The following is a 20,678-nucleotide window of genomic DNA, read 5'->3' as shown; positions in this document are numbered from 1 at the left end:
AACTGCAGTTTTTTTGCTAACTAAGTCTGTTACACCTTGTCCAACAACTCCTCATAGCTGGTATTCATCAGGTGAAATTTTGGAAGCCTCTCATTCCCTTTTGAAGCTATAATAGCATGATACTTAGTCATATCAATGCATTAACATCAATGGGATTTTGAGTTAAAAAATCAACAAATTTTTATATATTACTCCCCAAGCCTACTTCTTCCCTCGCAAGCGACGGAATGTAGCTTTTATTGCATCTGCGATTTCAGTTCCTTGATCTTTTAAGTGATTGATACGGCGCTGATTCAAATCAGCTTGTACCTTGTCATAAAGGTCATCTTGAACTTGTCCTGCCAACTCCACTTCTCGCCCTACAGCTAAGGCATCCCAGCGCATAATATTGGCTTTAAACGGAGCAAAAACATGATTAAGCACGCTCTCATCTTTTTCACTAACCAAGGCAATGACAGCAATTTCGCCATCCAATAATTTTGTTGTGACATCTTCAATCAAACCATTATCTGTTGAGTCAGTCATTGAACCACTTGCTGCACCTGCCAAAGCACCTAGACCAGAGCCGAAAATAACTCCTAAAGGTCCTGATAAAATACCAATCAACCCACCAACAATGCCACCGATTGTTGCATAATCACGCGTTGCGTCATCAAAATCAACAGAATCCTTGATGCTGACATTCCCTGAATCATTCTTAACCAAAGCAATTTGGGCAATCTGCGTTTGATCATCTTGCTTGAAGCTCTTCAATTCTGAAAATGCCTGATAAGCTTCACTATGAACATCAAAAATTGCAACTAATACATTTGCCATAAGATAATCCTCCTCACCAATAAAGCAAGCGCTTTCTTTATTTTCATTATACCACCTTGGATAGAAAAAAGCTGAGAAAAAGTAAATTCTCAGCTCCTATTTCTCAAGAAAGGATTTCAATTTCTCATAAGTTCTACCATTGCGTATAGTCACTTGCTTGTAGAGAGGGGTCTTAATTAATTCTTTGTGATAAGCAGTTTTAGAATAAGAAGTCTCATTATATTTTCCCCAGAAAATAGCAAAGCTGCCGAAGTGAACAACCTCATCAGTCAAATTCATCTCACCTACCATATCTTGTGCAAGCTCCTTCTGGTCACTCCTAGTGTAAAAGAGAACATCTTTTCGAGCTAAATCATCCTGCCACCAATCTGGGAGCTTGTCATAGTCCTGCATATAATCTTCAAAACTCAAGAGACAAAAGGAACTTACAAAGGGATAGTGGCTCGAAAAAAATTGCTCTAGCATCTCTCTTATCTGAGCTTGCGGTCGGTCGCTACTAAAAAAGAGGTTGCCACTGTTAATATAAGAGGCCACTTCAGACAATCCAAGTTCTGTGAGAGTTGCTTTTAGCTCTGCCATAGACACCTTATTTTTTCCACCAACATTAATACCCCTTAGTAATAGTGCATAGCGCATTTTATCAGTCCATCTCTTTCTTTATGGCTTCAAAAATATCACGACGCTTTTCAATCCAAAGCGGTCTATCATCGTATTCAAAGGTGCGATTAGTCAGAAAGATGGCTGCCTGCTGTTCTTTTCGGTTAATCATGATAAAGGGACCAGTATAACCTGTATGACTTATCCAAGAACCATCTAAATCCCAAGCGATGGAGCGTGTCTTATCTGGACCCCCATAATTACTCCAAAGCTTTTTGGCAAAATCATCCTGCAGATAGTGTTGGCAAAAGATTTCCAAATCCTTAATAGTCGAAAAGAGACCAGCTGAACCGGCATGAACTCCAAAGACTTTAGCTTTTGGGTCATGGACAAGACCATCTGATACTCCTTTGATTGTCGGAACAGCTTCCTGAACTGGACCAAAAGAGGTTTCAGACATGCCAAATCTCTCAAAGATTTTTTCTTGAAAAAGCTGGTCCAGCGATTGACCATAAATTTTTTCCAACATAAAGCCCAGCAACAAGAAATTAATATCTGTATAGTGAAACTTTTTATTTTTCGTCACAGTAATATGATTGATGGCAGTTTTGAGTTGATCAGCTGTCAGCTGATCCCGATTAGGAATAAAGGGATTTATGCCACTGGTATGGGTTAATAGCTGGCGCAAAGTGACAGATGAATCATGAAAGTCTGGGTAGTAGGCTGTTAAGGGCTGATCTAAATCCAAAGCTCCGCTATTGACCATAAAAATAACCAGAGTTCCAACACCAACTACCTTAGAAACAGATGCAAATCGTAAATTAAGCCCTCATTAACAGGGCTTAATCCATCTATTGTTCCCAGATAGTGCTCTGTCCATCCGCCATTTTTATAGAGAGCAAGACTAGCACCATGGTAAAGGCCCTCAGCCATCTGCTGCTCAATAAGAGCTAGTGATGGGCTTATCATTTGATGAACCAGATTTCAATCTTGCTTGGGTCAGAGATAACAAGGACTCTTTCTTTTTTATCCAAGTAAACTGACAAGCCCTTGCTTTCCAAATAAGCTTTGAGTTCTGCTAATGGATAATCTTGGGGAACTTGGAATTCCAAAATTTCTAAATCCCAAGTCACATTGGGTTCAACAGCCAAGTCATCTCCTTGAGCTTGAAGGAAATCAAGATTAAGTGGAAATTGTCCGTCAAAGGTATTTTGGTAAAATGCTTTTGATAGTTCAACATCTTGGACGTTCAAGACAATTTTCTCAAATGTAAAATCAGAAAGTCCTTTAACTGATGGCTCTTGAGCTAAGTCTGGACGTTCAATTGCTGTCAGACTATCTAGGTCATCTTCAGCATGCAAGAGAAATAGGGCTCCCTCTGGGGAAACAGTCTCATAGGCGTATCCATTTTTACCTTGGAAAACTTGGCTAGCAGCTGCGCCATTTCCCAACAAAGCGGCAATATCCCTAGCTTTAGAGGCTTTGATAATAATCTTATTAGCTTTTTGAGGACCTTCTACCGCGCGTGTACGCATTGAAGGTGATTCTTCTATGATAAAGCTAGCGTCAGGATTTTCCCAAGCTGAAAAGATAGCAATGGCATTTTCTTCACTAACTAATTTGAATCCAAGGCTCTTTTCGTAAAAATCTATGTTTCTATCGCGGTTATTCACGCGCAAAACGGGATGATTAAATCTTATCTGTTCTAATAACGTCATTTCTTCCTCCTTACAGTCTATTCTATTTTAGACAAAAAGAGGAATTTTGACAAGAAATTATGTGCTCCTACACTATGTGAAAATAATAGGCAAATAAAATCAAAATCAGACGAGGAAGTGAGACCAAGGTAGCTCCAAGAGTATGGGAATAGACTCTTGAAGCTTGGAAATTGAAGAAACTATGTTTCTCTCAACTGCAGTAGGGCAAGTTTAAACTGATAATGTAGCATTTTGATTTTAAAAGAGTAAAAAATGAACGGTCGTTAATACCGCTTTCCTACAACTAGGTATGCTTACGGCGGTTCGTCTAGCCTGTCACTGAGCCATAACATTCAAATTTAGACATTAAAAAAGAGGCCGGAGCCTCTTTAATTTATCTTATAGATACAAGTATTTGAACAAAGCTACTGCAGCGATTGATGCAAGAATTGGAGCCACAACTGGCACCCAAGCATACCACCATTTAGAATCGCCTTTAGCTTGGCCAAGTACTGATTTTGGTAAGAAGTGGTGAACAAGACGTGGACCAAGGTCACGCGCTGGGTTAAGACCAGGACCTGTAGGACCACCAAGAGATGTTACAAGAGTCATCACCAAGAAACCAATCCCGATGTGAGCAACTGCCAAGCTTCCGCCAGCCATCAATGATGCAGATGGATTTTGTGCCAAGAAATCAGACTCAGTTACTGCGCCAGCATATTGTTTCACAGTAGCTAGGATAGCTTCGTGACCAAAGTAGTTCTTAGTCAAAGCAAGAGCTCCGAAGAAAAGAACAAATGAACCAGCGAACTCATTCAAGAAACCGTTAATCCATGAAGCTTTGCGGCTTTCTTTAGTACCATCATCAACAGCTGAAATGGTTGAGAATGATCCCAAAACATGGTTTGGATTTTCTGTTTTCAAGTAGTATGGTTTGTAAACCATAACAACCACCAATTGACCAAAGATAGCACCAAGAACTTGTGCAATGATGTATTGCGCAACGTGTGCCCATGGGAAGAGTCCTGAGATTGCAAGACCAAGAGTAAAGGCTGGATTGATGTGGTTGCCAGATACGTTACCAAACATAAGCGCAGGCATCATAACACCAAAACCGTAACCAAGGGCAATAATAACCCAACCTGAGTTATTTCCTTTAGTTCCTTTAAGGTCAACGTTAGCAACGGCACCGTTACCCAAGATGAGCAAGAAAGCAGTTGCGATAAATTCAGTGATATATTTCACTGTCCATGTAACATCCATGTGTCTTTTTTCCTCCATATTAATAATGATTTAGACAAGTAACATTTTATCAAGTATAATAGATAAAGTAAAGAACAAGCCTGAAATAAAAACGTTTACTTTATAGGAAGGAAAATCCATGAAATATAATCAATACTCTTACATTCCCGTTTCTTTGGAAATAGCAGAGCAGGAATTACAAGCTTTGGGATTCAATATCAAGCAAAACTATTCAGCCAAAGATAATCTAGAAATCTTTATCCGCAAAGTCTTTTTCAACTACTCAGATACTGACTATCCTCTATCAAACCTCATCGCGGACAGCCAAACAGATTTGCTGAGCTTCTTCCAATCCAATCAGCCCTTAACAGAAGACATCTTCAATCTTCTGGCTCTGCAAATACTTGACTTTATACCAAATGTTGATTTTACAGATAGCCAAGAATTTTTAAAGACAATCAAGTTCCCAATTTCTTATAGCGAAAAGGACATTATCAAAAATCTTCATCACTTGCTTGCAAGCCGCATGAAGAAAGGAATGACTTTGCTTGATGATTTGGTTAGTCGTGGTCTGATTCCAGTTGATAACGATTACCACTTCTTCAACTGGAAATCACTGGCTACTTTTGACACCAATGACCTTGTTCGTGAAGTTGTTTATGTACAAGCACCGCTTGATACAGATGGCGATGGTCAACTAGATCTGGTTAAAGTTAACATTATCCGTCCCAAAACAGCGCATGCCATTCCCACAATGATGACCGCAAGTCCCTACCACGAAGGTATCAATGGACCAGCCAATGACAAGAAACTTTACAAGATGGAAGGTCAGCTTGCTATTAAGGAAGCCGGGAAAATCACTGTTGAGACGCGTAACTTTAAGGCACTTGAAACACCTGACTGTGACCTAGCTGTGACTGAAGCCGATCAAACTTTCTCTTATATCGACAGCTACAGCCTCAACGACTACTTCTTGGCTCGTGGTTTTGCTAACATCTACGTTTCAGGTGTCGGAACTGCTGGCTCTGACGGCTTCATGACTTCTGGTGACTACGCCCAGGTGGAAAGCTTTAAGGCCGTTATTGATTGGCTCAATGGCAGAGCTCTTGCCTTTTCTAGTCACCGCCGTGACAAACAGGTCTTGGCAAGCTGGGCAAGCGGACTAGTCTGCACCACAGGTAAATCTTATCTAGGCACCATGTCCACAGCACTAGCAACAACTGGTGTCGAGGGACTCAAAGTCATCATCGCTGAGTCAGCCATCTCATCTTGGTATGACTACTACCGTGAAAATGGTTTGGTCTGCAGCCCTGGCGGCTATCCTGGTGAAGATTTGGATGTCTTGACTGAACTGACTTATTCACGTAACTTACTGGCTGGTGACTACCTCCGCAATAATGCTCATTATCAGGAGCTCTTGGATGCTCAATCGGCTGAGCTCGACCGTAAGAGCGGAGATTATAACCAATTTTGGCATGACCGCAACTATCTCCCTCATGCTGACAAGGTGACCTGCACTGCCGTTTATACACATGGCCTGCAAGACTGGAATGTTAAACCTGGTCAGGTCTATAACATCCTCAAAGCACTGCCATCTTCCATCCAAAAACACGCCTTCCTCCATAACGGTGAGCATGTCTATCTCCATAATTGGCAGTCTATCGATTTCCGCGAAAGCATGAATGCTCTTTTGTCTGAGAAAATGCTGGCGCAGGATAGTCACTTCGAGCTACCAACTATTCTTTGGCAAGACAATAGTCAGGAGCAAAATTGGCTAGCGCTGGATCAATTTGGGACTGATGATAGCCTTAGCCTAAAACTTGGTCAAGGAAACCATATAATTGACAACTACTATGACCAAGAAGATTTTACCCGTTATGGCAAGGACTTCAATCTTTTCAAGACTGACTTGTTTGCTGATAAAACCAATGCCCTTTGCCTAGATGTGACACTAGACCAAGATATTCATGTCAATGGGCAAATGACCCTTCATCTAACCCTCAAATCAAGTGAAAACAAGGGTATCTTATCTGCTCAAGTTTTAGATTTTGGTAAGAAGAAGCGCTTTACAGATACGCCTGCTATCCTATCTCTTAATACCATTGACAATGGACGCAACTTCTCTCGTGAAGCCTTACGTGAATTACCTTTCAAGGAAACTCCTTATCGTGTTGTAGCAAAAGGTGTCCTCAACCTACAAAATCGAAGCGACTTGCTGACTGTCCAAGACATCCCAGCTAATGAGTGGATGACCATCGACTTTAAACTCCAACCAAGTATCTACAAGTTAAGCAAAGGAGACAAAGTCCGCGTCCTCCTCTACACCACAGACTTCGAACACACCATCCGCGACAATTCCAGCTATGACCTTACCGTCGATTTAGACCAATCAAGCCTGGAAATCCCGGTGGAGAAATAGGAAGACATAAGAACCAAGAAATGTTCAAATTTGCAATTAGACCATAAGTATTCTAATGAAAATAGATAAATCAGTTGCATCAACAACTGCCTAATGCAGAGCCGTTTAAGACGGAATCTATTAATATCATATTTGGATTCTAAAAAATCTTCCTACCAATTGCGGTAAGAAGATTTTTTAATATCAAAATGTTCTCTTGCATTGAATCTTAATACGAAGAACCATCCAATTATGATTGATAGCATCCAGCCACCCCATAACATGAGTATAAAAATCATGACTGGTACAATTGTTACGGATAACCTTAAAATCAGACGTTGAGATGTTGCATTTTTATAAAATATAAACCGATAACAAGCACTTTAAAAATTTCAATCGAAAAACATTTTTTGACAGACAATTCCAAAAAAAGTATAATGTAAGCGCAAGCAACACAAAGAAGAACTGCTTATAAAAATTAAAGAAGTAAAAAAGTAGCGGATAAAACCAACACCGTGTCAGTCAACAATAAATACATATGTCTGAATAATAAATTACTGTTTGTATAAATCAGTTTTTGAACTATCTAAAGTTTGGTAAAGTTGAGACTCTTTATTTTAATAGTTTCGATACTACTATAAGAGTAACTGATGTTTAGAAGATTAATTTGAAATATAAGGAGCTCATTAATGCAATTATTAAAAAATAAAAATTTCTCAAATTTATTTTTAGGAAGATTGCTTAGCAATTGCGGGGATACTATATATGCTATTGTTCTATCATGGTATATATTAGAGTACTCAAATAACGCTTACTGGGTAGGAATCTTAAACTTCTTGATTTTTCTCCCAAATGTATTTTCATTTATTTCAGGTAAAGTTATTGATAGATTTTCAAAGAAAAAAATACTTATCTTATTAGAGGTTACTCAGTGTATTGCAGTTACGATGATTACCCTCTCAATGTTTTTTATGATGAAAACTTCAAATAAAGTAGCCTTATATTCTATTTTATTTTTTGCATTTATTGCATCAATTGCAGGAATTAATACCTACACCGTACAAGATGCTTTTGTTCCATCAATCGTTAAAAAAGAAGACTTAGCTCAATCTGAAATTTATATGTCAATAGCCTATAATGGTAGCGAATACTTATTTAGCACGATTACTGGTTTCTTAATGTCTATCTTTTCTTACATCAATCTTTTAATAGTTGATATTTTTTCTTTTATTCTTTCTGTTCATCTTTTTAAAAAAATTGATAACATAGAGGTGATAAATGAGAAGAACAATGAAGAGGGGGTGAACTCCCTATTCAGTGGAATTTCGTATATTATAAAAAATAAGTTACTATTATTAATCACATTGGGCAGTGGACTATTGAATTTTTTATTTGCAGGTTTAAATATTTATCAATTACTTTTATCACAACAAATGGGGGGAGCAAAGTATTACGGAATAATTATTGCCACTGCTTCAATTGGAACATTACTTGGCTCAAGCATCGTAGCGAATTTTTTTATCAAAATACTAACTGTTGGAAGAGTGTTATGTCTTTTTAGTTTGCTTTTTGGTATCTCTTTCAGCCTAATAAGTTTTGTTACTAATCCCTATGTATTTATTTTAATTTGGTTTATAGCTTTTATTTTTCTGGGAATTACTCAAGTTGTACAAAAACCAATTTTACAATCTGAAATAGCTAAATATAGGTTAGGAGAAGTACTTGGAGCATTCTATACCTTAACCGTTTCGACATTAGCAGTTGGTTCTTTATTTTGGGGTACAATTACTGAAATACTGAGCTCAAGATTCTTTTTCCTTACATTTGGACTGTCTTACACAATAATAGCTATTATCTATTTCCTAAACAAGAAACTAAATAATTACATGCCAAGTTCTGAACTGGAAGAATCAGTTTAAATTACTTTAAGTAATTAAGGACTAAATGATGTATTCCAACTTTTTAGAAATATTTTTTAAGGACCTCAAAAGAGTACGCGAGCTACACTTTAAAAGAGACTTCTTTCACTTTATAATTCCAAAAGATCTATCTTTTATTGACCGAACCTGACTGTTTTCAGCTTCTTGATAAGCCTCAACCATCATTTGTCCAAATTCATCTGAAAATATCCCTTCTACACTAACTGATGTTGGAGCTTCTGGCAATGTAATATCAAAAGGAACACTTTTCGTAAATGATACTTGTTTGGTTATTAAAGTTGACATTGGCATTCCAAGTTGCTTTAAAACTTGTTCTGCTGATTTTTTATCCGATTCATCAACTCGAACGTTAATTGTAGCCGTTTTTCCCATGTTTATCACCTCATTCCATTTTGTAACGTAATTGTGTAGTGAATTGCATCAAAAGTCAATTTTTTATAATTTCAACATAGGCCTCCAAGCGGCTTAAAACCTATGTACAGTAAAAAAATGACAGCAGATTCTACTATCTTTTGTATCTTTCTGAAAACCAACTATTTTCAAGAAAGACAAAAGAAGAAACAGTCCATGCATGATGCACAGACTGCTTCAAGAAGATTTTGAAAAAGAATAGTTTTAGGATAACTATAGTATATAAACTCTTACTTAAATATGTCTTAAGTAAGGTAAGAAGTCATTAGGGGATTTGAGTTAATTCCTAAAAATGATATAATTGATAATGGACTTCATGATACTGGAATTCTAAAAGGAAATCCTCAACGTGACTGTAACAAAACTATCCAACGGAAAAGGAAATCACTTCTGCCTTTGATAATTTATTAATAATAAGGCGACATAATTTAATAACAAGGCTCAAAGCCTTGATACGAAAGGAATCTTAAAACTATTATGATGAATATGCAAAACATGATGCGTCAGGCACAAAAATTGCAAAAACAAATGGAAACTAAACAAGCTGAGCTTGCTGCTACTACTTTCTATGGTAAATCAGCTCAAGACCTTGTTCAAGTTGAAGTGACTGGTGATAAAAAAGTAACTAACATCAGCTTTAATCCAGCTGTTGTCGACCCAGAAGATATTGAAACTTTGTCAGATATGACTCTTCAAGCTTTGAACAATGCTCTTGAACAAGTTGACGAAGCTACTAAGAAATCATTAGGCGCATTTGCTAACAAATTACCATTCTAAACTATGGAAGAATGAATAAAAAAACTCTTGAGTTCACATTTTCAACTGTGAACTCAAGGGTCTTTTTGTTTTATTGAAAATTTCCAGATTAACTAAATAATCCTCCCAAAGCAGCAAAGGGATTATCACCATGGCTTTCTTCTTGTTGATTTAAATAAGATTTATTATCGTCCAATTCCATAAATTTTTCATAGACTTGGGCTGTCATACGAGCATCTTCTAAACTGTTATGGCTGCGTCCTGTAAACCCTAAGAACTCTGCTACTGTATGCAGTTGAAGGTTTCGAATACCATTCAAATCAGTACTGCGACGTTCAAAAGCTTCGTCAAAGACATCAACTTGATAGAGTTCTGTCAAGTCTAAACCATTTTCTACAAGTAAAGGAAGGTCAGACTTTAGTCCATTGTAACCGATCAAGGCTGTCTCACCAACGAAAGTTTGAAAATCTGACATAACCTTTTCAACCTTTGGAGCGCTAGCAATTTTTTCAGCCGTAATTCCAGTCAAACCATTGATGAAGGATTGGAGGGGAACATCTGTGTAGACGTAGGTATCAAACTGGTCAACCTCACGATTTTCTTCAAACTTGACAGCTGACACTTGAATGATGTGACTGATGTCATTTACAGTATTGAACTCTAAATCAAAGGCAATATAGTTCTTTAAAGTTTTCATCTTTTCTCCTAAAAAGGACCCTCAAGGGTCCGATTTTTTATTTACCAAACATACGAGCAAAGAAACCTTTTTTAGCTTCTACTTTAGTTTCTTCTTCCAATTTAATTTCTTCTTCAACTTTAGTTTGGATTTCTTCAACTTCAGCCTTAGCCTCATTCAATTCCAATTGAAGACGTTTGCTATCTTCCATAGCTGCAAGCGTCAATTGTTGTTGCTGGTCTAATTGCTTGTCTTTTTCAGCAATTTGAACATCTTTAACACGCAATTGTTCATCCTTAGCAGCAATTTGAGCATCTTTAGCTTTTAATTGGTCATACAAGCGCGTGATTTCAGTATTCTTTTCGTCAACTAGTATTTCCAAAAGTTCACGCTGCTTAACTTCTTCACTGATTGGCTCATCTTCAAAAATTGTCTTCTTATAATGCTCTTCAAGCTTGATCAAGCCACTACGCTTAACAACCGTCACACCCTTATCATTCTTTTCCACATCCTCTTCAGGAAGTGATTTAACACGATTGTTAACAGCTTGACGGCTGACACCCAAAATTTCAGCAATCTCACTGACAGTCTTTTCGATTGACATAATTTCCTCTTCTAATCTGATGTTACTAATAAGAATAGTAACATAATCGCACTTTTCTGTCAATTTCCCAAAGTAGCTAAACTACTTAAAAATTAGCATTTATGCTACAATATAACCATGACACATTACGACACAATTATCATCGGTGGAGGACCTGCTGGCATGATGGCAGCCATCTCCTCTAGCTACTACGGACAAAAGACCCTCCTCATCGAAAAAAACAGACGCCTAGGTAAAAAGTTAGCGGGCACTGGCGGTGGGCGCTGCAATGTCACCAACAACGGCACCCTTGACGACCTGCTGGCTGGCATCCCAGGCAACGGCCGCTTTCTTTACAGCGTCTTCTCCCAATTTGATAACCATGATATCATCAACTTCTTCGAGGAAAATGGGGTGGCCCTGAAAGTTGAAGACCACGGGCGCGTCTTTCCAAAAACGGATAAATCAAAAACCATCATTGGCGCTCTAGAGGCAAAAATCCATGAACTTGGCGGTAGCGTCCTGACTAACACAGAAGTCGTCTCTGTCAAGAAGATTGATGACCTCTTCCATATCAAGTCAGCAGAGGCCGAGTTTACCTCTGACAAGCTAATCGTCACAACAGGTGGTAAGTCCTATCCATCCACGGGTTCAACTGGCTTCGGTCACGACATTGCCAGACATTTTAAGCTTGAAGTAACAGACTTGGAAGCTGCTGAAAGTCCACTTTTGACTGATTTTCCTCACAAGGCTCTTCAGGGTATTTCCCTTGACGATGTGACGCTGAGCTATGGCAAGCATGTCATCACCCACGACTTGCTCTTTACCCACTTTGGCCTATCTGGACCTGCTGCTCTGCGCCTGTCCAGCTTTGTTTCTGGCGGTGAAATAGCAGAGCTAGACTTCCTGCCCCAGACTTCTGAACAAGACCTGCTCATCTATTTTACAGAAAACCGAGAAAAATCCGTCAAGAATGCCCTCAGGGGGCTAGTGCCTGAACGGGTAGCTGAATTCTTTGCGACAGACTATCCTGAGAAAATCAAACAGCTCTCCCCAGCTCAAAGTCAGGAATTGGTGGATAAGCTCAAAAAAATGCCCATCAAAATCACGGGCAAGATGTCCCTAGCTAAGTCCTTCGTGACCAAGGGCGGTGTAGATTTGAAAGAAATCAATCCCAAAACCCTTGAAAGCAAGAAAGTCCCTGGACTGCACTTTGCAGGTGAAGTCTTGGATATCAATGCTCACACAGGCGGCTTTAACATCACCTCTGCCCTTTGTACTGGCTGGGTAGCTGGAAGCTTACATTATTAACATTCAAAAAATCCTTCATCCAAGCAATTGAGCTTTGCGATGAAGGATTTTCTATTTATTTAAAGTTATACTCAACAAAAAGTTGGCTGAACGACCTATCACTTCTATTTTCACAGAATATTAGTGTTCATTTGGGTCATTACGGGCATCATCATGTGTTGGATGAACAGTTCCTGGAACATGATCTGGACCACCATAAATAGTATAGAGTTTAAGTGGTTCGTCACCAGTATTTGTAACATTGTGCCAAACATCAGCTGGAACAAAGATAGCTTGATCTGCACTAACTTCAACTTCAAAGTTTAAGTTATCTTCACTTGGTCCCATTTGGCAGAGTCCTTTGCCAGATTCAATGCGCAAAAATTGTTCAATGCCATGGTGAACTTCCAAACCAATATCATCACCTGGTTCAATGCTCATCACTGTCAATTGAATCTTATCACCAGTCCAGAGCGTTGTACGATAATTGTCATTATCTAGGGTAATACCCTCCATGTCAATCACGAGAGGTTTCTTACCATTATCAGTGTAATCGAAAACCATAATTTCTTCCTCCTTCACTTGATACCTTAATTATATTCTTCTAATTAAGTAAGTCAAGGATTTACAATCGCTCAGCTAACCTGACTTCTTTTAGGCACCTGTTAACTCTGCAAGTGACTCTCCGATTACTTCTAATCGCTCTGCCCATTCTTGACGGCTAAGCCCATTTTCAGAAACATAACGATTGCGTTCATTAGCACGACATTCTGCTGAACAGCCACGCACATACTTAGCCTCTGTCTCTTCTGACATGAAGATACGCTTATTACAGTAAGGATTAGCACAGTTAACATATCGCTCACAAGGTTCACCTGTGATATGATCGTGTGAAATCACTGTTGGATTGACACGGTTGACTGGCACTGAGATCCGCTCATCAAAAACATACATAGCACCGTCCCAAAGCTCTCCCATAACTTCAGGATCTTTTCCATAAGTGACGATACCACCGTGAAGTTGGCCAACATCCTTGAAACCTTCACGAACCATCCAACCAGAAAATTTCTCACAGCGAACGCCACCGGTACAATAAACCACCACGCGCTTCTCCATGAATTTTTCTTTGTTATCACGCACCCATTGCGGCAACTCACGGAAGTTACGGATATCTGGGCGAATAGCTCCGCGGAAATGTCCAAGGTCATACTCGTAGTCATTACGAGTATCAAGAACAACTGTATCGTCGTCAAGCAGAGCTTCTTTAAATTGTTGAGGATTGAGGTACTCTCCAGTTGTTTCAAGCGGATTGATGTCCGAATCAAAATCATCATCTTCTAAACCAAGATGGACAATTTCTTTCTTGTAACGCACAAACATTTTCTTGAAAGCATCGCGCGGTTCCTCATCAAATTTGAACCAGAGATCAGCAAAGCGCTCATCACTATGCACCCAGTCCATGTACTTTTGAGTCGTCTCAAAGTCACCTGAAACCGTACCGTTGATCCCTTCATCCGCAATAAGAATGCGACCTTTCAGACCAATTGATTTACAAAAATCCAGATGGATTTTAGCATATTCTTCCGCATTTTCAATGGGAACATATTTATAATAGAGTAAAACTCGAATATCTTTAGACATTTTTTCTCCTTAAATCTTTACAAGAGATTTTTATGGGCACGCCCATTCTATGAGTATACCCGATGATGTGGACAGAAAGCAAAAATCTGAACCGAGAAAAAACTTAATGTTTTAAAAGATTCATCAAAAAAGACTCCCTAGTCGCAAATGTCCAGTGAGTCTTTGATATATGTCTTAAAATGTCTACCTATGGCCCACAGTTAGGCATCCTTATACTGCTTGATTTGTTTATTCAGCCATCTCAAAAAACCTTTTTGACGTTTAATGGCTCTATCAAGAATAAGAAAATGCCCATAGTTGCTATTAACAGTCTCTTCTTTAGAAAAGAGCAGTCGATTTCTTTCTTCCAAATGCAAGATATTATCTTTAACAAGCTCTCGCTGTTCCTCAAGCAACTGTATAATACGCGGATCATTTTTATCCTGAATAAAATACATTTTCAAGGCAAATAGATCCTTAGATGGAAGTGGGATGGTATTTGATTCCACAAGCCACTCATCCAAAACGTTCTGCCCATCTCCTGTCATTTGATAATAGATTTCTTTATCATTTTCCTCAGTGGGAACAACTTTAACCCAATTATCGTCAAGCATACGTTTTAATTCAGGGTAAATTTGACTGTGAGATGAACGCCAAAATTCACCGATTTCTGTTTTAAAAACATTAGTGATTTGGATTCCGTTCATTTGTTTCTGACCGCTAAGAATACCTAAAATAATATAAGGAAGAATACGTTGCTGAGGCATGAAATTAGACGACTCCTTTTTTATTGACTATACCAATACATTATACCACGAATATGTGTCTTGACATAAGTATATTTATACAAATTTCGCGATTTTTACATAAAAAGCATCATTAATTATAGGATTTCTCTTAAAAGTTCCATATCTTGAGCAGCTTGTGGCAAGTCGGATAATCGTGTGAGTGTCATCATACTTCTCCCAGAAACTGTAAACAAGGTTCTCAGCTAATTTATCCAATTGAGCGTTTTCCACAATGATGAATTGCTGAACTGTTTAACCAGCGTCTTGAAATGCTTGGGACGATTTTGCTTGGTAAAGACAAGCGCTGCTCTATTTAAGCCTACAAGATTGGTACTATCAATATAAAAACATCAACCAGCTCTGCTATTTTCCTTAAAAGACCAACCGTAAAAAAGCAATGCAAATGATGCCTGTCACAACAGCCAGCATGACATTCTTGCTCTTGCTGATGACTAGGAAGGTCGGTAGCACAGCGATGGTCTCCAGCCAATTAAGGCGAGGAAGACTGCCAACCTCTACTGTAAAGATGCTAGATAGAATCAGAGCAAAGATGATGGTAATGGGCAGGTAGCCAAGAAATTGCACAACCTTGTCTGGTAGTTTGGCAAAGCGCACTAGGATATAAGGAAAGATACGCGGAATCCAAGTGACTAAGGCTGAAACAATTATGGCAGCTAAAATATAAGTATCAATCATCTATCATCACCCCCACAGTACATCCAATCAGTGTTGCCATCAAAACAGCCAAGGAACCTGAAATAAAAATCGCAAGAACCAAATAGGAAAGCAAGACCGCACCCAAAATCCAAGCAATCTTAGGCAGCTTGACAGTCCTCACCATCCCTTCCAGCTGACTGGCAAAGATGGCTACGAACATAGCAATCAATGCAAAATCAATACCAAAGGCATCTGGATTAGGAATGAGCCCACCAAGGACACAGCCAAGCACTGTAGCTGTTATCCAAGTCAGATAACCAGCGAAGTTATTGCCATACATCCATTTGGGTAAAATATTTTTGTTTTGAAGATTTTCACCAAGCATGACACCGTAACTTTCGTCCGTCATAAAGGTTCCAATCAAGACTTGCTGACCGAGACTGGCTGTTGGAAAGACAGTAGATGTGTGCAGATTCATCAAAAAATGACGAAGGTTGATAAGAAAGACAGTCATGGCAATTGAAGCTAAGGGGGCTTTAGATAAAATCAAAGCAGCCAAGGCAAACTGGCCTGAACCAGAATAGACCATGATACTCATGAGAGCTGTTTCAAGTGGTGACACACCAGCTTTGGCAGCTACAATTCCAAAGGCAAGGCCGATCGACAAATAACCAAAAACCGTCGGCGTCGCAGCTCTTGCTCCATCCCAAAATCCTTTCTCTTTCATCATATTACCTCTAAATTTTCAGAATATTCCTGTATTATATCACAAAAAGAATCTCCCAAACAAGAGATTCTCTTTAGTAATCAAAACTAGTCTGCCATCTCATCAAAGGCTAGACTTGGTTTGGCATTCAAATCTAGGCCAGCAAAGTTACCCTTATCATATTCGATGGCTGCTGCTAGGGCAATCATACCAGCATTGTCACCACAAAGACGCAAAGGCGGAATGACTACTTCAGCATCTGTGATGTCATCAGCTAAGCGTTCTCTCAAGCCTTGATTAGCTGCAACACCGCCGGCAACAACCAGCATTTCAACAGGATATTTTGCTAATGCTTTCTGCGTCTTAGCCATAAGAATATCTAGCACAGCTGCCTGAAATGACGCTGACAAATCTTCTTTGCCCAGTTCTTCACCCTTTTGTGCAGCATTATGGTGCAAATTGATAAAGGCTGACTTCAGCCCAGAAAAAGAAAATTCTAAATTATCTTCCTTAATCATGGCACGAGGGAAGTTATGAACATCTTTCCCTTTATGGGCCAGCTCATCAATTTCACGACCTGCTGGATAGGTCAAGCCCATAACACGGCCAACCTTATCGTAGGCTTCACCTACGGCATCGTCTCGTGTTTCACCAATAATCTTATAGTCCCCTGGCTCAGACACATAAACCAATTCAGTATGCCCACCGCTGACCAACAAGGCCATAAGAGGGTATTGCAACTCCTTGACCTGACGCGCAGCCATGAGGTGACCTGCCATGTGATTAACAGGAATCAAAGGCAACTGGTGTGCCCATGCAAAGGCCTTAGCGGCAGCCATTCCCACCAGTAAAGCCCCAACCAAACCTGGCCCGTAAGTCACTGCTACGGCATCCAAGTCATCTGCAGTGATACCAGCTTCAAGCAGAGCATCTTCAAAACAAGTAGTGACCACTTCCACATGGTGGCGGCTGGCCACCTCAGGCACAACCCCGCCAAAACGCTTGTGGCTCTCCACTTGACTGGCAATGACATTAGCCAGCAGTTCATTCTCATTCTTCAAAATAGCGACGCTGGTCTCATCACAAGAAGACTCCACCGCCAAAATATATCTATCTCTCATCTGTCTCCTCTAAATACCTCAATCTCTGGGCTCGCGCTTCATGATTATAGCATCTTCAACCGGTTCATGGTAGTAACGTTTACGTTTGCCGACAAGTTCAAAGCCGAATTTTTGGTACAAAGCTTGCGCAGACTTGTTTGACTCCCTCACCTCAAGAAAAATGGGGAAATCCATATCATCCAAGGAAGCCATCAGCTGTGCTCCTAGCCCCTGTCCCTGATAAGATTTTCTCACCGCAATGTTAGTTATTTCCACTTCTCCAACCAAGTGCTGAACGGACAAAAAACCGATAAGCTCCTTCTCATCTTCTAAGAAAAAATAATCGACGTTGTCCTGCTGCATATCTGCCAAAATCTGTTCTTCAGACCAAGGCGACTTATTGTAAACATCTGATAAGATGTCATAAACAGCAGAAACCTTTTCTTCTACCGTCCTCATCTTAAACTCGCTTCACATAGTCAGCCAGACTGTTCTCATCGTGACTCTTGAGCCAATTTTCTTCAGCTTCAACTCGCTTGAGATAATTTGGAACAAAGGTATCAACATCTACAGGTTCAAAAGTCTGACCAAGTTTCCCAATTTCATAGGCCGATGGCAAAGTCTCTTGAATAGCCGCAGATGGCATTACTTCTTCAATTTGGCTTCGGAAGTTGACTACTTCACCGACAAAGGTCACATTTTCAACACTCGATAAGCTTTCCAGAACTAACTCAAAAGCCATATGGGCATCTGCTTTGACAGCTCTGCCATTTTCATAAAAACCAGCATAAACGTTGTTACGACGGGCGTCTATCAATGGCACCACTAAACTATCATTTGTGACGGGCGCAGCAAGAGCAAACAGGCTTGAAACACCAACAAGCTCGATATTTAGTGTGTAGGCCAAGGTTTTTGCAGTAGCCACAGCTACTCGGAGTCCAGTGTAAGAGCCCGGTCCTTGTGCGACAACAATTCTGTCTAAATCTGCAGGCTTCCAATTCACTGATGTCACCAAAAAATCAATTGTAGGCATCAGGCTGATACTATGATTCTTTTTTATGTTAAGAGTAAGATCTGCAAGGAGTTGTCCATCTTCTAGCAGTGCAACAGACATGGCCTTATTTGATGTATCAAAAGCTAATACTTTCATTTAATTTCCTTCTGACTTGAATTTTCTTTTCCAATTATATCATAAAAAATAAGACCTCTCTACTCTAGGCTCTGCAAGCATTGTGCTAGTGACTTTACAAGGTTTTTCTCTACAGATCTTTAGCTATCTAAGGTTAGACGAAAACGTGACGATATGGTATAATTGTAATAATTGTAACGAATCAAGGTTAAATCTATTACTCGTATAATTTCATAAAAGAGAGCTGATGGTAGTCTTTTACCATTCAGCAGGCTTTTTGTTATTAAGATTTAACCTGTTATCAAGAAAGGAATATTATGATTTATAAAGTTTTTTACCAAGAAAGAAAAGATCGCAGCCCACGTCGTGAACAGACTAAAGCACTCTATCTTGAAATTGAAGCAAACAACGAACTCGAGGGTCGTATCAAAGCACGTAAACTTGTTGAAGAAAAAACACCTTACAACATTGAGTTTATCGAATTGCTTTCTGATAAACACCTTGAATATGAAAAAGAATCAGGTGTCTTTAGCCTAACGGAGTTGTAATATGTCACAAATCAATTTAAAACCCGAAGAAGTTGGGGTTTATGCGATTGGTGGTCTCGGTGAAATCGGAAAAAACACTTATGGAATTGAATACCAAGACGAAATTATCATCGTCGATGCTGGTATTAAATTCCCCGAAGATGACCTACTCGGTATCGACTATGTTATCCCAGACTATTCTTACATTGTCGAAAATATTGACCGTGTAAAAGCGCTCGTTATTACTCACGGGCACGAAGACCATATCGGCGGTATCCCATTCCTTCTAAAACAAGCTAATATACCAATCTATGCTGGCCCCCTCGCTCTTGCACTTATCAAAGGTAAGCTAGAGGAACACGGACTCTTACGAGAAGCAAAATTGTATGAAATCAATGCTAACACTGAATTGACTTTTAAAAATCTCAGTGTTACTTTCTTCCGTACAACTCACTCAATTCCAGAACCACTTGGTATTGTTATCCATACACCACAAGGAAATGTGGTCTGTACCGGTGACTTTAAATTTGACTTTACCCCAGTTGGTGAACCAGCAGATTTGCACCGTATGGCAGCACTTGGTGAGGAAGGCGTTCTCTGTCTTCTTTCAGATTCAACCAACGCAACAGTTCCTACATTTACTAACTCTGAAAAAGTTGTTGGTCAGTCTATCATGAAAATCATTGAAGGTATTCATGGACGTATTATTTTTGCGTCTTTTGCCTCTAATATTTTCCGTCTCCAACAAGCAGCTGAAGCTGCCGTTAAAACTGGGCGTAAAATTGTAGTCTTTGGTCGCTCTATGGAGAAAGCCATCGTAAACGGTGTTGAACTTGGTTATATCAAAGTTCCAAAAGGAACATTCATTGATGCTAGTGAGTTAAAAAATTATCACGCCAGTGAAGTTCTCATCATGTGTACAGGATCTCAAGGTGAATCAATGGCTGCGCTTGCTCGTATTGCTAACGGCACTCACCGTCAAGTTACACTTCAACCTGGTGATACTGTTATCTTCTCATCAAGTCCAATCCCTGGAAACACAACAAGTGTTAATAAGCTCATCAACACTATCCAAGAAGCTGGTGTTGAAGTTATCCATGGTAAAGTCAACAACATCCACACATCTGGTCACGGTGGACAACAAGAACAAAAACTTATGCTCCGCCTCATGAAACCAAAATACTTTATGCCTGTTCACGGGGAATACCGTATGCAAAAAGTCCATGCTGGTTTAGCAGTCGATACTGGTGTCCCTAAAGATAACATTTTTATCATGGAAAATGGTGATGTTCTAGCTTTGACAGCTAATTCAGCTCGTCTAGCTGGTCACTTTAACGCACAGGATGTTTATGTTGACGGTAATAGAATCGGTGATATTGGCGCAGCTGTTTTACGCGACCGTCGAGATCTATCTGAGGATGGTGTTGTATTGGCTGTAGCTACCGTTGATTTCGAGTCACAAATGATTCTAGCTGGTCCTGATATTCTCAGCCGTGGATTCATCTATATGCGTGAGTCTGGTGATTTGATTCGCGAAAGTCAACGTGTCCTTTTCAATGCCATCCGAATCGCATTGAAAAATAAAGATGCTAGCATTCAAACAGTAAATGGTGCTATTGTTAACGCACTTCGTCCATTCCTCTTTGAAAAGACTGAACGTGAACCAATCATTATCCCAATGATTCTAACACCTGATAAATAAATTTGACTTTAAAAGCCTTGTCACAAATTTTGTGTGACAAGGC

Annotated in this window: 21 protein-coding genes and 2 pseudogenes; 6 read left to right on the top strand and 17 right to left on the bottom strand. The window is 39.5% G+C overall.

The window, feature by feature from the left end:
- Nucleotides 1-201 precede the first annotated feature (201 nt).
- The 5 genes and pseudogenes from F601_RS0108380 to gla all read right to left on the bottom strand — a co-directional run bounded on the left by F601_RS0108380 (nt 202) and on the right by gla (nt 4,373).
- The gene (locus F601_RS0108380; protein WP_018165231.1) at nt 202-816 is read right to left on the bottom strand and encodes a DUF1269 domain-containing protein; all 615 of its coding nucleotides are present in this window, start codon (nt 814-816) and stop codon (nt 202-204) included.
- Nucleotides 817-912: 96 nt separating this feature from the next.
- Complete coding sequence (locus tag F601_RS0108375) at nt 913-1,452, bottom strand: DUF1697 domain-containing protein (protein ID WP_018165230.1); 540 nt, start codon at nt 1,450-1,452, stop codon at nt 913-915.
- 4 nt (nt 1,453-1,456) lie between these two features.
- Nucleotides 1,457-2,382: pseudogene (locus tag F601_RS12485) on the bottom strand (serine hydrolase domain-containing protein).
- On the bottom strand, nt 2,379-3,131 hold the full coding sequence (locus F601_RS0108365; RefSeq protein ID WP_018165227.1) for a CppA family protein: 753 nt from the start codon (nt 3,129-3,131) through the stop codon (nt 2,379-2,381). The pseudogene F601_RS12485 and the gene F601_RS0108365 overlap by 4 nt, the downstream one beginning before the upstream one ends.
- Before the next feature lie 378 nt (nt 3,132-3,509).
- Nucleotides 3,510-4,373: an aquaglyceroporin Gla gene (gene gla, locus F601_RS0108360; RefSeq protein WP_018165226.1), complete on the bottom strand. Its 864-nt coding sequence runs from the start codon at nt 4,371-4,373 to the stop codon at nt 3,510-3,512.
- A 118-nt stretch (nt 4,374-4,491) separates the two neighbouring features.
- Here gla and F601_RS0108355 point away from each other — a divergent pair, with 118 nt between their 5' ends.
- The gene (locus F601_RS0108355; protein WP_018165225.1) at nt 4,492-6,771 is read left to right on the top strand and encodes a Xaa-Pro dipeptidyl-peptidase; all 2,280 of its coding nucleotides are present in this window, start codon (nt 4,492-4,494) and stop codon (nt 6,769-6,771) included.
- A 668-nt stretch (nt 6,772-7,439) separates the two neighbouring features.
- On the top strand, nt 7,440-8,669 hold the full coding sequence (locus F601_RS0108350) for an MFS transporter (protein ID WP_018165224.1): 1,230 nt from the start codon (nt 7,440-7,442) through the stop codon (nt 8,667-8,669).
- Between the two features lie 105 nt (nt 8,670-8,774).
- On the opposite strand, the gene F601_RS0108345 is transcribed toward F601_RS0108350, so the two are convergent.
- Nucleotides 8,775-9,062 (bottom strand): type II toxin-antitoxin system RelB/DinJ family antitoxin, encoded by a 288-nt coding sequence (locus F601_RS0108345; protein ID WP_018165223.1) that lies wholly within the window; start codon nt 9,060-9,062, stop codon nt 8,775-8,777.
- A gap of 516 nt (nt 9,063-9,578) precedes the next feature.
- Between F601_RS0108345 and F601_RS0108340 the strand changes: the two genes are divergently transcribed.
- Nucleotides 9,579-9,878: a YbaB/EbfC family nucleoid-associated protein gene (locus tag F601_RS0108340; RefSeq protein WP_018165222.1), complete on the top strand. Its 300-nt coding sequence runs from the start codon at nt 9,579-9,581 to the stop codon at nt 9,876-9,878.
- Between the two features lie 88 nt (nt 9,879-9,966).
- Here the strand turns inward: F601_RS0108340 and F601_RS0108335 are convergent, their stop codons facing one another.
- Nucleotides 9,967-10,554 carry a 3'-5' exonuclease gene (locus tag F601_RS0108335; RefSeq protein WP_018165221.1) on the bottom strand — a complete coding sequence of 196 codons (588 nt, stop codon included), beginning with the start codon at nt 10,552-10,554 and terminating at the stop codon, nt 9,967-9,969.
- Between the two features lie 37 nt (nt 10,555-10,591).
- A complete protein-coding gene (locus F601_RS0108330) occupies nt 10,592-11,137 on the bottom strand; it encodes a DUF536 domain-containing protein (protein WP_018165220.1) in 546 nt (181 codons plus the stop codon).
- 117 nt (nt 11,138-11,254) lie between these two features.
- On the opposite strand from F601_RS0108330, the gene aao reads away from it, so the two are divergent.
- Nucleotides 11,255-12,427 carry an aminoacetone oxidase gene (aao, locus tag F601_RS0108325; protein ID WP_026183160.1) on the top strand — a complete coding sequence of 391 codons (1,173 nt, stop codon included), beginning with the start codon at nt 11,255-11,257 and terminating at the stop codon, nt 12,425-12,427.
- A gap of 120 nt (nt 12,428-12,547) precedes the next feature.
- Here aao and F601_RS0108320 read toward each other — a convergent pair whose 3' ends face one another.
- From F601_RS0108320 to tsaB, 9 genes and pseudogenes are all read right to left on the bottom strand, one after another.
- On the bottom strand, nt 12,548-12,970 hold the full coding sequence (locus F601_RS0108320; RefSeq protein WP_018165218.1) for a cupin domain-containing protein: 423 nt from the start codon (nt 12,968-12,970) through the stop codon (nt 12,548-12,550).
- Between the two features lie 90 nt (nt 12,971-13,060).
- Complete coding sequence (gene trhO, locus F601_RS0108315) at nt 13,061-14,047, bottom strand: oxygen-dependent tRNA uridine(34) hydroxylase TrhO (RefSeq protein WP_018165217.1); 987 nt, start codon at nt 14,045-14,047, stop codon at nt 13,061-13,063.
- A gap of 200 nt (nt 14,048-14,247) precedes the next feature.
- Entirely contained in the window at nt 14,248-14,793 is a 546-nt protein-coding gene (locus F601_RS0108310) for a PadR family transcriptional regulator (protein WP_018165216.1), read from the bottom strand.
- Nucleotides 14,794-14,868: 75 nt separating this feature from the next.
- A pseudogene (locus tag F601_RS13245) lies at nt 14,869-15,066 on the bottom strand (hypothetical protein); the annotation flags it as partial.
- A gap of 120 nt (nt 15,067-15,186) precedes the next feature.
- Nucleotides 15,187-15,510: an AzlD domain-containing protein gene (locus F601_RS0108305; protein ID WP_018165215.1), complete on the bottom strand. Its 324-nt coding sequence runs from the start codon at nt 15,508-15,510 to the stop codon at nt 15,187-15,189.
- Complete coding sequence (locus tag F601_RS0108300) at nt 15,503-16,198, bottom strand: AzlC family ABC transporter permease (protein WP_018165214.1); 696 nt, start codon at nt 16,196-16,198, stop codon at nt 15,503-15,505. Before F601_RS0108300 ends, F601_RS0108305 begins: the two co-directional genes overlap by 8 nt.
- A gap of 86 nt (nt 16,199-16,284) precedes the next feature.
- Complete coding sequence (gene tsaD / locus F601_RS0108295; RefSeq protein ID WP_018165213.1) at nt 16,285-17,298, bottom strand: tRNA (adenosine(37)-N6)-threonylcarbamoyltransferase complex transferase subunit TsaD; 1,014 nt, start codon at nt 17,296-17,298, stop codon at nt 16,285-16,287.
- 18 nt (nt 17,299-17,316) lie between these two features.
- Nucleotides 17,317-17,736, bottom strand: a complete 420-nt coding sequence (gene rimI / locus F601_RS0108290) for a ribosomal protein S18-alanine N-acetyltransferase (RefSeq protein ID WP_018165212.1) — start codon at nt 17,734-17,736, stop codon at nt 17,317-17,319.
- Nucleotide 17,737: 1 nt separating this feature from the next.
- Nucleotides 17,738-18,427 carry a tRNA (adenosine(37)-N6)-threonylcarbamoyltransferase complex dimerization subunit type 1 TsaB gene (gene tsaB, locus F601_RS0108285; RefSeq protein ID WP_018165211.1) on the bottom strand — a complete coding sequence of 230 codons (690 nt, stop codon included), beginning with the start codon at nt 18,425-18,427 and terminating at the stop codon, nt 17,738-17,740.
- 296 nt (nt 18,428-18,723) lie between these two features.
- Here tsaB and F601_RS0108280 point away from each other — a divergent pair, with 296 nt between their 5' ends.
- Both F601_RS0108280 and rnjA read left to right on the top strand, forming a co-directional pair.
- Nucleotides 18,724-18,954: a DNA-dependent RNA polymerase subunit epsilon gene (locus tag F601_RS0108280; protein WP_018165210.1), complete on the top strand. Its 231-nt coding sequence runs from the start codon at nt 18,724-18,726 to the stop codon at nt 18,952-18,954.
- A gap of 1 nt (nt 18,955) precedes the next feature.
- On the top strand, nt 18,956-20,635 hold the full coding sequence (gene rnjA / locus F601_RS0108275) for a ribonuclease J1 (protein WP_018165209.1): 1,680 nt from the start codon (nt 18,956-18,958) through the stop codon (nt 20,633-20,635).
- Nucleotides 20,636-20,678 lie beyond the last annotated feature (43 nt).

The sequence above is a fragment of the Streptococcus henryi DSM 19005 genome, assembly GCF_000376985.1.
GTDB classification, from domain to species: domain Bacteria; phylum Bacillota; class Bacilli; order Lactobacillales; family Streptococcaceae; genus Streptococcus; species Streptococcus henryi.
The sequence above is the reverse complement of the archived record's forward strand: the minus strand, read 5'-3'. Positions and strand labels throughout refer to the sequence as shown.